Origin of the sequence: Pseudomonas sp. V88_4, assembly GCF_029967985.1 — a bacterium.
GTDB classification, from domain to species: domain Bacteria; phylum Pseudomonadota; class Gammaproteobacteria; order Pseudomonadales; family Pseudomonadaceae; genus Aquipseudomonas; species Aquipseudomonas glycinae.
Window position 1 is genome coordinate 83,432 of record NZ_JASCAF010000032.1, and the last position, 14,220, is coordinate 97,651.

Below are 14,220 nucleotides of genomic sequence, written 5' to 3' on the forward strand. Positions count from 1 at the left end.
CCTTTACAACGTCAGCTGTCCCCGCTCCTCTTCGGTCAGCTGCTGTTTCGCCTGTTCATCCAGCGCCCCGGCGCCCAGCACCTGCACCGGGCTGTTCGGGTTGTAACCCGGCGTCGGTGCGCGGCTGGCACCGTCGCGGGTCGGGGCCAGTTGTTCGTTGCCGAAGCTGAGCACCTGCACGGTGAACACCGAGGCCTGGTTCTGGCGCGAGGCGGCTTGTTGTTGACGGGCGACGTCTTCCGCCGCCTGGGTTGCCGACGACGCAGCGGAACTGGCCGAAGTGATCGCGCCGGTGTTGACCGCCGAGACCACCGGCACGCCGGTCGCCTTGCCCTGCACCGAGATGTTGGCGGCGTTGACCACCGTCAGCGCGGCAATGTTGACGTTGCCCGACACGCGAATGCCCGCCTCGCCCGCATCGATGGTGCCCAGCGGCGCGATCAGGTCGATGTCCCCCGGTGCCACCTCGGCAATCGGGTTGAGCGTGGCGATACCGGCGCCGGTGCTCGGCACCGATGGCGACAGGGTCACGTTGCCCCAGGTGTCGTACACGCGTTTGGGCGGGGTGTAGACCACGGTGGTTTTCGAGCCGCGACCGGCGTTGATGTCGCCCTCGGCAGACCAGCCCAGGATCGAGCCGCCAAACGTGGTCATGATCCGGCTCTGCCCCAGCAAAATGCTGCCCTGGGAGTAGAGCTGAATATTGCCCGAACCCTGGGTGATGATCCCCGCCGTCGATGGCGGCGCGGCGCCTTCGATGCCGAACACCTGACCGCCGCCCGGCGTGAGCATCTGGATATCGCCACCGAACAGCGTCTTGATCCCGGCACCGCCGTATAGGGTGATGTCGCCGTCATAACGGATCGGATTGCCGGCCACATCGGTGGTCGGGAACAGCGAAGCAATGGCGTTGCGACCGCGCAGGTAACTGCCTTTGCGCGGGCCGTCGACATCGTTGTATTCGAGGCCACCGGCACGCAGTTCGGCGAAGTACACCTGACGGGCGAAGATCGCCTGTTCGGCACTTGGCAACGCGGCGAAGAAGGCTTGTGCCTGTTCTGCGTTGCCGCTGAAGCCGTAACCGAGGGTCAGCCAGCTCTGCAACTCGTCGAGGTAGGTCTTGACCACTTTGCCCGGTTGCCCGTTGAGCGATGCGTTCGGGTCGGCCAGGTTCTGCGGGTTCAGGTAACGGGCGATGAACCGCGAATAATCCGGCCCTTGCGCGCCCACACCGGCCTGCAACACCACACTGGCGCCCGGTCGCTGATCACCGGCGACCAACGAGCCGAGGCTGGTGATGCTGGCGCGGTTTTCCATCAGGATATTGCGCCCGGCATTGATGTCCAGGACGCCGGGGCCCGCGATATCGAAGCTGCTGTAGAGGATGTCGCGCCCTGCCGATACCCGTGAAACGTCCCGAGGGTCGTCATGCACGAACAGGTTGCCGGTCGAGGTGATGGTTTCGGACGTCGGTACGCCCATCTCGGCAGCAGAGACGGTCGTGGGGTTGCCCAGGAAAGTGCCGGACGCCACGACATCGCGCCCGGCCAGCATCCAGACAGGACCTGCTGCTTCGTACCAGGTACGTTTCGACAAGCTGAACGTCAGCGTTTCACCGCTGCGAACCCCCACCAGATCACCGTTCAAGGCATAGATCCGCGCCGGTGCCTGGACGTCGCTCAAGCCCGAGTAGCTGTTGGCGCCAAAAGCGAATAACGGATAGCGCAGATTCTTGTCCGGCGACACCCCGTCGCTGTTGCGATTGCTCATGATCGGCGTGGCCGACGTATAGTTGCCGTAACCGTTGAAGGCCGGCGCGAACGGCGTAGCGATGGACAGCGGACTGGCGCCCGACTGATTGATCGCATAGCCGCCGGCGTAGATCGAGTCCTGCGCCAGCAACTCGAGTTGCCCGGTGCTGGAGGGTGCCAGCAGCAGCGAATACCCGGTTGCCGGCACCGTGCCACTGCCCTGGCTGTAGACCGCAGAAGGTCCGGCATAAATCGAACCTTGCGCCGCCACCGCCCGCAGGATCGACGGGTACACGAAGCGTCCGTCGGTCGGCGACGTATTGCGCCCTGTGACAGGACCCTGACCTGTGACTTCGCCCAGTTGAGTGCTCGGTGTGAGATTGCCCCCTGCCGAAAACAGGTCAATGGCGGTGTGATCGGTCCACAACGAGAAGCCCGTCAAGCCGCCGCCCTCATGGGCGACACCGTCTTGCGTAGTGAACGGCGTGGAGTTCTGCAGGCGCACCCGACCCGGGTCCGCCGCGCCGCCCAACACCAGATCGCCGCGCGTGCTGAGACTCATACCCGAATCCCCCGGAATCAGCACCAGCCCTCCGGAGGCGCTGCTCATCGTGGACGTGAACGGGTCGAACGGACGAACTTCGCGAGGATCCTGGGTCGAGGCTTCGGCGCCATATTGCAGATTGATCCCGCCGAGCGCGCCGCTGGCCAGTCGCGCAGCACCGCGCAGGTTGATCAACGCGCCTTGCAGATCGTGTTGCGCGACACCGATGCCGTTCTCTCCGGCCCGGGCCTGCAATGAAGGATTGACCGCCCCGCCAATGCGGATGTCCATGTCGCCGCCACCGGTCAATTGCAGGCTGCCATCGCTGCCCACGCGCCCGGTGCTGCCGACCGCCACGACCAGCCCCTGCCCGCGCGGATAAAGGTTGGTCTTGTTACCGTCGCCCATCGCCTTGAGCATGCCGGCATCGCCCCCGGCACGCAGGCTGATATTGCCGCCGCCCAAGGTGCCGAAACCGGTGAAACCGACCAGGTACGGGCCGGTATCAACACTTTGATCCGGCAATGGTTGGGTCGCATAGCTGCCGAAGTTGATCCACCACGCCGTCGGCACCTCACTGTTGCCGGTGCCCTGACGCCAGAGCCAGTTGCCCACGGCCACACTCGGCACCTGCTCACGGGTGTCCATGGTTTGCGACAAGGCGCGACGGCCCAGTACATCACCTGAAATCGAGCCACCGGCATTGATGGTCAGGTTGCCGCCCATTTGCGGGTACCAGGCCTGATACAGGCTGTCGCTGCCACTGACCCATTTTTCGTAGGCCCCGCCCGCACTGCCCAGCACCGAGCCGTTGTCCGACAGCCGTCCGCGAGGCTGGTTGAAGCGCGGATCGATGTCTTGCGACTGAGTGCCGGCGGTGTAGACGCCATACGGTGAATCCATGCTCAGATCGCCGGCGGCGAGCACGTCCAGATCACCGGTGCCGGTCCGCAGCACGCTGAACATCTGGGTGTGGGTTTTTACGGTGGTACCTGGTTTGTTTTCCACGCACAGTTCCGGGAATGCGCCACACCAGGACAGCACTTCATCGTCGGTCATCGGCGAGCCAGGCGGCATGCCCATCCAGTTGTCCGGTGCCCATACCCAGCGCGGTGCCGGCACACAGGAGTTCGGCGCCCAGTCGCACCACATCATTTGATCCTCGGGGACAGGGTCGCCCGGCGTGAAGCCGCCCAGGTTGCCCTCGCCCCAGACCAGGGTCGGTGGTTTTTCTGTCACGGTCAGACCGTAATGGGTGTCGGCCAGGCGCAGGTGACCATCGCTGGACACCGGTTTGATCGCCCGGCTGTCTGCGGCGCCCAGATCGGCTCCCGCCACCACGCGCATCGACCATGACGCACTGCCGGCCGGCAACAGGCTGGCGACCGCCCAATTGCGCCCCTGGGTCGTACCGGTCAATGGCCGCAACTCGATGAACGGCGTACCGTCCGCCAGCACGACATCGGTCATCGACGGAATCAGCGAGCCGCGCAACAGAGCCAGCGAACCGCTCAGGCGCACACCCTTGACCCCGTTGTCGCCGGCCTCGACGCTGCCCGGCAGCGGCACGCCCTTCGGCCAGCGCAAGGCTTGCAGCGCCGTTGCGTCATTCAAGCGGATACCCGCTCCCAGCCGGCTGCCCGCGGGCAACGTCACGCTGTCGGCGAGCAGCGTACCGGCGGCATACAGCACGTTGCCCGAAGCATCGCGAACCGAGCCGGCGAGCACCGTGCCGGCGCCGAAGGTGTAAGGCGCCGCCAGCGTTGCCTCGGTCGGCAGCAGCGTGCCGCTGGCCAGCGTCATCGCTTGCAACGGGAGGTCGTAGTTCAACGTGGCGCCGACCGGGAACACCGTACCGTCCGCGAGCGTAACGCCCGCTCCCGGTACGATCAGATCGCCGCCGAACGGCTGAATCCCCGGCAGTAATTTCCAGCCCGCATCGTCCACAGTCTCCGGTGGCGGCGCGAAACCGTCGTTGAGGCTGCCGTGGATATCGAGGTTGCCGCCCGCGCGAATCACCAGGTTACCCGCCTCGCCCGAGCCGTAGACCGAAGTCTTCTGCGTGTGCGGATTCAGGCTGGCGTAACGGTAACCGGACAGGTCCACATCACCCTGCACCACCAGATCACCGTCGGCGGTTTTACTGGCGATCTCGACCCCGGGCCGCAGATGGAAGGCATCGGCATAAGTGGCGTTGTTCAGGCCGGCGAGTTTGTTGTTCAGCAGGTTGCCGTTGGCCAGCGCCGCATTGATGAACGCCGTGCTGTCGCCGTGAATGCGATCGAGGTACGCCTGATCGATCACCTGATACGGCCGTCCACTGGCAGCCGGGTCCGTGCCATCGCTGGCATCGGTATAGCGGCGCGTGGCGTTGAGGCCAATCGAGCGGGCGCCCTGAATGCTCAGTGCGCCGCCGGCCTCGATCGCAATGTCATCCGCCCCCAGACGCGGCGCGCTCAGTTCCAGCGTGCCGCGCAGCAACCCGTCGGACTGCCCCGGCAGAGTGCCGAGAACGGCGTCGGTGCCATGGCGCAAATCGATGCGCGCACCGCTGCCGAGGGTCAGCACGCCTTGCCCGGCGTTGAGCTCGACCATCGCCCGGTTCGGGGCGTCGATGATCTTGCCGTAGCTGTCGACCCGCAACACACGGCCATGGGCGTCAAGCACCGCATTGCCCGCCAGGGTCAGGCCGTTTTGCGCCGACAGGCGGATACTGCCGACCCGCTCGCCACTGGCATCGATCAGGCCAGCCACCGTCAGCCGACCGTTGTCCACCGACACATTGACCTCGCCAGCCTTGAGCCCGTCGCCGATCAACAGATCGCCTTGCTTGAGCTGCAAGCTGCGGCTGCCGAAAACCTGCCCCGCATTCAAGCGCTGATTGAGGGCCGCGAATTGCTGGCTCGGATCGCCATTGAGGTGCTGCGCGCGGATATCCACGCCACCGGCCTTGTACGGCACCGGTGTGCCGCCGGCATCGTAATAGCCGCTGCTGGCACCGAGGATATCGCCTTGCAGATCGACCATGCCCGCATTGGCGGCCAGCGCGACAGCACTCAGGTTACCGGCCTGATGGTTCTGCGCCGACAGATCGATTCGCGAGCCCGCCGCCTGGCGGATATTGCCGTCGCGGCTGTACAGCGCCACATCACCGCCCCAGCTGTACTTGTTCACATCGTTGAACGGCAACGTGCGACCGGCCATGTCCAGATACGCGCCACTGGTGAGCGTCAGATCGTCCTCGGACTTGACCACCAGTTTGCCGCTGGCCAGGGCGATGCGGCTGTCCAGCAAGACGTTGCGCGCATCAAGGGTCAATTGCGCCCCCAGTGCATTGGCGGCAGTCGCTGTGCCGGCCCCCATCAGGGTCAGGTTATTACCGGCCTTGAGCAGGTTGACCGAGCCCGCCTCTCCCGTCAGCAACGGCGTACGCAATGTGAGATTGCCGCCGCTGTAGGCATAACCGGTGACCGGATCGAAAGCGCCCTGCGCCTGATACACCTCAAGACTGCCCTTGTGGTTGGCGGTGATGCGATCGCTGGAGGTGAGATTGACGTCGGCAAAACCCAGCACCAACCGTTTGTTCACATCCAGGCCATTGGCCTGCGGATTAGGGCCGTAGCCGAACTCGATCCGTTGCGCCTGAATATCAAGCGCGCCGCGACCGGTGCCCGCGCCGCCCGTGATCACCGCGCCTGGATCCTGAGGCGCACCGTTCCAGATCAGATTGGCGGTGCGAATGGCTGCCACGTCGCCGCTTTCACCCAGGCCGTAAATGGCCGGGGTGCTGAGGATCAGGTTTTGCAGTTTGCTGACGCCAGTCTGCGGATCCAGGGTATCGAGGCTGACACTGCCGTAGAAATTGAATGCATCGCGACTGGTCAGGCTCAGGGTTTCCAGCGCCGGCGCGCCGAACTGGGTATCGCCCCGCAACAGGCGATTCAAGACATTCTGGTTCAGGGTCAGACCGGTCGGCACCCGGTTGCCGGCGGCACTCAAGGCCTCGGCACTGCCGGCATTGACCGAGCCTACGGCCAGCGTCAGATGGCGGGTGCCGAAGCGTACCGATTCGTCGAGTTCGAATTGCTTGTCAGTGGCGGCGGTTATGCTGCCGTTGGAATAGAGCAGCGTCGGGTTGTTGCACGTTGTCGTCGGGCAACGGCCAATCAGAATGTTACCCGCGCCGGATGTCCCGACCGACACTTCTGGCGCCAGCACATTGGTCCAGCCGTTCGACACCACCAGCAATCCCGCCGCACCCGGTTTGTAGATGAAACCGGTGCTGGAATCATAAGGTGCATTGCCGCGCCCCAGGGTGTTGATGCCCGAGCCAGCTTCGAGGGTAATTCCGCCATTGGCCCGGGTGGTACGCAGCAGCACTTCGGGAGCCGACAACACGGCGCCGTCACGCAGCGTAATCGTTGAGGTATCACCGCTGAACGCGATGATGTTGCCCGACGTGTTGTAATCGACCGTCGGTTGCGCGCCGATGGTCAAGCGGCCAGCGCCGAGCGCATTGAGGCTGTCGGCATACAGCGACACACCCGCAAATCCTTCAGTGCTCGAATGCCCCGCACCGAGAATTTCGAAATTCGATGCGCCTTGCACCACCGCTGTCCCGACGACGCCTCCCGTGGCGGGCTGGAACAGCGCCTGACCGTTGAAATCCAGCGCGTTACCCGGTGCGGCGCCCTGGGTCAGATTCAGTCTCAGGGATTTGCCGTCCATGGGCGCCAGGGCCCGAGGCACGCCCCGGCGCGTCGCATCGCTCTGGATGAACTGACTGAAAGAGGTCTCGTTGTACTGCGAATAACGGCGCAGCACGTCGGCGGATGTCAGGATGACCTGGCTTGCCAGGCTGTCACGCAGGCCGGTATTGGCAATCGACATTCGCCCCGAACTCGTCCATGAACCATTGCGCAGTGGCAACGCAGCGTTGGTTGCGCCCGCTGCCGCCTGGCCGTTGACCTCGACCCGGAAGGCCCCCGGCAACAGCGCAAAGGTCGAGGGCAGCAGCGTATAGGTGCCCGCCGCCAGCCCCGGCACGCCCGCCCCGATGGTGACCTGCTGGCCGATGCGCGGATCGACCGCCCCCGTCTCGGCGAGCATCGGCGCATAAGCACTCTGATTCCCCGGCACGATGGCGTACACCGGGTTGCTGGCCAGGCCCGGCAGGCTGAAGGTGCCGTCACTGGCATTGCGCACCAGCGGGTTGTAGCGGGCATCGGTGGAACCGCCACGGCCGGAAACGAAACCGGCACCGCGCAGATCACCACCGCCCGACAGGTCGATCAACGCGCCACTTTGCACATCGACGTACTGCGAGGTGAGCGTCACGCCAGCGGTTTCGGCGGTGATCCCTCGAAGCAGCACGGACTTGCCGTTGTAGCGATAGTCGATGCCGTCGGTGGTGCCGCCGTAAGGCATGACCAGCCCGGCGGCGCTGGCCGACGTAAGGCTGCCGGGCATCAGATGCAGTGTCCGGGTGTTGAGGACCAGGCTGTCACCCAGATTGATCATGCCCAGCGGCGCGCGGATCACCCCGCCCTGCTCGATATGCGCGGCGGCGAGCGTCAGGTTGCCGAAGACCGAGTAAGGCAACGCGGCAGGCGCGGCCCCGGAACTGCTGATTCGCAGGGTCCGCTCAGGATTGGCGTCACGCTGGACACTCTGATAACCCACGCGCACCTCGGCGGTGACATCACTGGCGGGGTAGATCTGCGCGGCACGCAGGTTCAGGTCGCCCGGCGTCCAGAGTTCGGTTTTCTCGACGTTGCCGGTGGGCGCCAGAAAGCGCAGATCGCCCCGACTGTCGAGCGTGACCTGTTCAAAACCTCGCCGCCCGACCTCCACTGCCGGGCCGCTCAGTTGCACGATTGACCCGGCCGTGCCGAACGACAGACTGTTGCCCAGATCCAGCAGGTCTGCCGTGGCGGTGAAGTGTGCCGGCGCCACTTCGGTGGTCGGATTGTTCATCACTCGTGGCCGGTTGTTGCCGGGAGCCTCGAAATATTTGCCAGTACCCGACAGACGCACGTAAGGCGCAGACAGGTTGATCCGTACGTTGTCTGGCGCGCCGTCGGCCAGCGACAAGGCCCCGGCATACAGGCTCAGGCGTTGATTCATGTGCAGATCGACGTTGCCGTCGAACGACAGCAGACCGTTGCTCAGCACACTCAGGTTATCGAACCCGCCGGACATCAACTGATCGGCGCCCAGCCGGGCACGCCCGTATTGCAACGCAGGCGCAGCTTCGCCCGCTTGCAGACCCGTCGGCAACAGCGACGGGCCGACGTCCTGGCCGATGACGATTTCGCGCGGCACGCGAACAGCGTTGCTCGCATCGCTGCTCAGATAAATCGGTGTCTCCAGCGCAATGTCCAGTCGCCCACCCGCCGCCCCGGCACCACCGGCCGCCGCATGCAGGTCGCCGTCGATGAACAGGCCGTTGTAGGAACTCAGCGAAATTCGCCCGCCATCCGTGGCAACCATCGTCGGTCCCTGTCCGGCGATATCCAGCATCGCTTGTGCGCCGGAGGCTTCCAGTCGCGCACCGTTTCGCACGATCACATAGGCGTCGGCCGACGTGGCCGTGGCCTTCTTCGCATCGGTTTCGCCGCCAATGATGATCGAGCCGCCCTTGCCGACCTGGCCATACGTTCTTCCCAGCGCATCGATGCCGGTGGCCACGCGACCGGCCACATCCAGCACCGCGTGCTCGCCGATCCAGATCGAGCGGTTGTGGGTTTGCCTGTCTGCCGTTTGCGAGGAATCAGCGACATCGAGCGAGCCGAATTGCTGCTGACGGATATCGATCGTGCCGCCCCACGCATTCAACTGGCCATCGACCGTGAGCTGACCGGCGCTGCGCAGATTGATGCGTTGCCCCGGGTCGACACTGATGCGCGAGCCCTGCCCGAGGGTCAGAGAGTTGCGGGTCGGATCGACCAGAGCGACCTCGCTGGAACCGGCCTGCAAAGCCAGGCTGGCGCCGGCACGCTGGGTCAGTTGCGCCTTGAGCGGGTTTTCCTGATAAAGCGTCGGCGTCCACAATTCCAGCGCCTGCCCCGGCGCGGTGCCACTGACCTGATTCGCAGCTGCGTCACCAAAACGGTAGACCGGCATCAACACGTCAACGCGGGTGTTGTCCGCCACATCGAGGCGATTGAGGCCTATAAGGCTGTAGGCAGAGAAGCCTTTGTCGAACAGCTCCGGTTGCACTTGCAATGTGCTGTCGGCGAGGGGTTTACCGGACTGGCCGATGAGGATGTCGCGCGCCTGAATCAGCAGTCGGCCACCACCCGACACACCGTAGCCCCGCAGTTGACCGTCCAGGGTCAGGTGGCTGTCACCCGGCGCAGACAAGGCGCTGGACTCCAGCGTCACATCACCGCCCTTGCCACCGCGCGTCTTGCCGTTGGCCAGAATCGCTCCGCCGGAAGACACGTCCAGCAGACTGCCGGCACCGATTTCGATATCGCCGCTGCTGCGGATCGACACCACGCCACCGTCCAGATACGCCAGGCTCGCGGCATCATCCGGGTTGGTGCGCAGGTTGCTCCACAGACCGCGCGTATCCAACTGCGCCCCTTCAGCCACGCTCACGCGGGTGGCCTTGCCGGTCGGCGCGACGAGTCGGGTGTCGTTGAGGCGATCGGTGTTGAGCTGATTGAGCACGTTGCCCAGGTGCAGGCTGCCGCCGCGCGCGGTCAGGTTCGCGTTGACCTGCACCTGCGGCCCGTAAAGGGTGATGTCGCCACCATGGTCGACGCTGACGGCACCTTGCACGTCGATCCGTTCTTTGGCTGCCACTTTCAGTGCGCCCAATTGCCAGTCGCTGAGTTGCCCGGCATCCAGAAACAGCTTGCCGCTGCGTGCATCGGACACAGCGCCGGTCAGATCCCGATCATCGCCGGCCAGCGGACTTTCGCCGCCGATCTGCACCTGATCGAACAACGGGTTAAGGCCGTAGAGCAAACCACCGGAAGCCGCCACGTACGCCGGGTCATAACTGCCGACAATCAACTGCCCGCGCCGCGCCAGCGCCGTCTGACTCTGCGCATAGCCATCGAGCACCGCACGCGGGGCCTGGGTCTGGCGCTCGCCTTGATAAACCTCGCCGAGCAGCTGACCTTCAAGCACGGCGTTGCGGGTACCGATCACCAGTTGCCCGGCATCACGACCCACGGTGTAACCCGACTCCTGACGCCTGGACGGTGCAATCAACGGGTTGTAGTAATAACTCGTCTGGCCCCAGCGCTCACTGCTGTCTTCATAGCCCTTGTACAGCCCGGTGTAGAGCAGATCCCCCGGCGCCTTTGAGACTTCATACAGGCGCCCGTCGGCCCCGCGCAGCCAGCTCTGGCGAATCTCGCCGCTTTGTACGTCCAGCGTGCCGCCGGACAGGTTGATCAGCGAGCCCTTCTCGGTCACCACGTCATTGCCGGCAAAACTGACCATGCCGCCCTGAGCCATCCACTCGCCGACGCTGTGGCCCTGGGTGCCGAGGTAACCGCCGACCTCCAGCAGACCACCAGCGGTGTACCAGCGATCCGTGGCGTAGCCGTTGGTGCCGGCCGGGACGTAGACCAGTTCGCGCACATCGACCCAGATGTCATTGCTGTTGAGCGCACCTTTATCGCGATTGACCGAAGCATCGCGCTGCTCGTTGCCCTGGACGTTGATCTTGATGCTGTTGGATTCCATCGCGACTTTCACGCCGATGGCACCGGAGACATCGATCAATGCGCCGTCACGCACCAGACTGCGACGCTGCGCCGCCACCGCCACTTGCCCGCCGGTGGCCAGGGTGATCGAACCGCTCTGAAACTCGACGCTGCCGCCGCTCTGGATATCGATGCGCGACTGGTCGCTGCGAATCCGGTTGTTCGGGGTAACGCCGGTCAGGGCGGCCTGATGCTGACTGTCGAGGGCGGTCAGATCGCTGCTGTCGAGCAGGATCGCCGTCGCGCTGCCCTGGCCCAGCGTCACGCTGCCCTGGGTGTCGGTGGCCGGATTGAGCAAATGAATCGTGCCGCGAGTGGCGACCGAGGTGCTGGCCAGCAACACGCCGTTTTGCACGACCTCATGGCCGGTCAGGGTGATGTCGCCGGTCGCGGCCTGAATCAGGCCGTTGTTGCTGACCTTGCCGGCGGTGCTGCCGACCTTGAAGCCCGGCGTGACTTCGTTGCCGAACGTCGTGGAGAAGGCATTGCCTTCAGTGCCCGAGCCTTTGCGAATGTAAAAGCGATCTCCCGCGCCGAGCACGGTCTGGCCCTTGGCGGTGTTGATGCTGCCGTCGTTCCGCACTTCGCCGCCGAGCAGCAAGGCATAGCCGCCGGCATCGGTCGATTTGGCCGGCCGCGCGGTCTCGATGGACGCGCCGCGCTCCACCAGCACTTTGCCGGCCGCCTCTGTGAAGGTCGGTTGGCTGCCGGTGCTGTCGAAATACAGGCCGCGGTCGCGGAACTGAATGTCAGTGATGTTGGCCGCCGCCGCCACCAGGTTGCGCACGTTGACCTGGCTGGTGCCGCTGAACACGATGCCGTTGCGGTTGATCAGCATCACCGTGCCGTCACCCTTGATCTGGCCCTGAATCTGGCTGGCCCGCGCATTCGGATCGTTGACCCGGTTGAGCACCGCCCAGTTCGACTGCTGGGCGAACTCGACAGTGGTGTTGCGCCCGACGTTGAAGGTCTCCCAATTGAGGATCGCCTTGTCGGCGGTCTGCTCGATCTTCACCGTGGTCTTGCCATCAACCTGAGTCTGCTGCGGGCCCTTGGCGTTCTGCCAACCTTGCGTGAGGCTGTTATCGACCTTCAGACCGCCTTCGCCCAGACCGTCAGGCACAAACTGCACCGTGCCCAGCGCCGTCGCACGACCGGCCGCCTGCGCCGCCTGTTGCGCCGCAATCGCAGCCACGGTGTTGTTCAGGGTCTGAATCGAGCGTTGCAGCTGCTGATTGGCCTTTTGCTGCTGCGCCAGCGGTGGCGTCATCCCCGGCAATCCGCCCACGCTCGGGCGTGCTGCGGCGGCCTGTTGCGCCGCGCCCTTGGCGGCGAACCATCCCGAACTGAAAGTGGTCGCCGCCTCGGCACTGCCCGCCACCAGGCACAAGGCAATCGCCTGCGCCAGGGGCTTGAGCAACCACAGCGCCGGATCGGCGGCCATGCGCTGCTGAGGCTGAACACGGGTACTGCGACGGGATGGGCGAGCGAGCATCACTACGAGATCCTTTTTGTTTGCCACATGAGGCCGCAGGTCGGCTTGCCCCTGCTGTTACGACATAGGCGGTTGGCGGGGGCCGCGACCGAACGGATGTCACACAAACTTCATGAACGAGGTGTAGATCGGCCAAAAAAAATGGCAGCAGCCCGAAGGCTGCTGCCATTTCATTGCCGTGAAGCGAGGCTTACAAAGGACGGCCGATAGCGTTGCAGACGCTGGCGTTGTTGATGTCCAGGTTGTTGCCCGAGGTGTTGGTGACGAAGTTGGCAGTCACAGCCGCTTTCCAGTTGGTTGGAACCGGAGTGAAGCTGTGAGCGATGGTGGCAGCGTTGTTGCCCGGGTTGCTGTAGTGAGTGGTCAGGAAGGCTTTGACATCCGCGGCCACGCTGGCGTCCTTGTAGCACTGGCCGAAGATGAAGTTGGTGTAAGCCACGATCGGGTAACCGCTGGCTGGGTTAGGAACAACCGGAACCCACTGCGAAGGGTTCGAAGGGGTGGTTGGCAGAGCCGCCGAACCCAGTGCCAGCGAAACGTTGGCGGTGGTTGGCTGTACGCCGTTGACGCGAGCAACCACTGCGTTGCTGGCGGCGTTCACACCGTCCGGACCGACGTAACCGATGGAGCCGTCAACGGCGTTGACCTGAGTGGCCACGTCAGCAGTACCGGCCACGCCTACCCAGTTCGAAGGCAGGGTCGAACCGGCTGGCAGACGCGCATTGGTGAAGGTGGAGTTGGTGGCGAATTTGGTCGGGCAGATCGCGTTCAGGTGACGGGTCAGGATTTCCGAAGTACCGCTGGAAACGTTGCGATAAACAACGCGGATCGGCGTGGTGTCGGAAGTGCCCAGCAGATCGCCCCAAGTGGTTTTGGCGCCGGAGAAAGCATCGCACAGCTGAGCGCTGGTCAGGTTCAGAGCGGTCTGGCCGGATTTCTTGTACGGAATGGCAACCGAAGTGGCCACCGAAGGCAGCTGGATCAGCGGGCCGTACGAAGCGCCGAAGTTGGTGTTGTAGGTGCTGATTTCCGAAGCGCTGAGGATCGAGTCGCTACCGGCGAAGTGAACCGAACCGGTGGTGCTGAACAGTGCCGAGTTGTTGGTCAGGAAAGCGGTCTTGCCGGTACCGCTCCCGGTACCCAGGTAGCTGAAGTTGGCTGGCAGGATGCTGTTGCTAGAGCCTTTGTACAGAGCGGCAGGCAGAGTCGCGCCACCACCGGTTACGTTGGCGGCCATGGCCTGGGCGGAAGCCAGGGCAGCGACGGTCAGGGAAGCTGCGATCAGAGTGCGCTTGAACATGAAGAATCTCCTTTTCAACGTTGGGTGTGAACACAGGTTTTCAGGGGTCTTGCATGACACTGGGAAGACTCACCGCCGACCTTCGCATTGCGGGGTCCGTGGTTAAGTCGCACTGAGAAATTCGCAGTTTCCGGTGACAGATAAAGGAAAAAACCTCGGGAGGTGCAGGCTGATTTTCGAGGGATTTTCTCGGGTGTTTTCAGGGTTATGCGGAGTGTCTACGGCAAGCTTTTCGGGGGAATCGGCCACAGCCCTTGAAGGGCCGTTGCAGATGACAGAAAGGAGAACCCGAGGATGGCTGGATCGAGGCTCGGGTGATGGAGAATCCTTTGCAAAAATGCTGAATTATTTATTGCTCTGACTGGCCCTATCGCTGGCAAGTCGAATCGTCGCACCGCAGCTCC

General features: G+C 64.1%; 2 protein-coding genes. Both read right to left on the bottom strand.

The features are described from left to right. Positions 1 to 3: 3 nt before the first annotated feature. Complete coding sequence (locus tag QLG12_RS10715; protein ID WP_282474464.1) at positions 4 to 12,516, bottom strand: filamentous haemagglutinin family protein; 12,513 nt, start codon at positions 12,514 to 12,516, stop codon at positions 4 to 6. Positions 12,517 to 12,706: 190 nt separating this feature from the next. Next, the gene (locus QLG12_RS10720) at positions 12,707 to 13,816 is read right to left on the bottom strand and encodes a substrate-binding domain-containing protein (protein WP_085654185.1); all 1,110 of its coding nucleotides are present in this window, start codon (positions 13,814 to 13,816) and stop codon (positions 12,707 to 12,709) included. Positions 13,817 to 14,220: the final 404 nt, after the last annotated feature.

Bases quoted from the DNA above. Each gene is read 5' to 3' on its own strand.
- QLG12_RS10720 (WP_085654185.1), bottom strand. From the start codon at position 13,816: ATGTTCAAGCGCACTCTGATCGCAGCTTCCCTGACCGTCGCTGCCCTG.
- QLG12_RS10715 (WP_282474464.1), bottom strand. From the start codon at position 12,516: ATGCTCGCTCGCCCATCCCGTCGCAGTACCCGTGTTCAGCCTCAGCAG.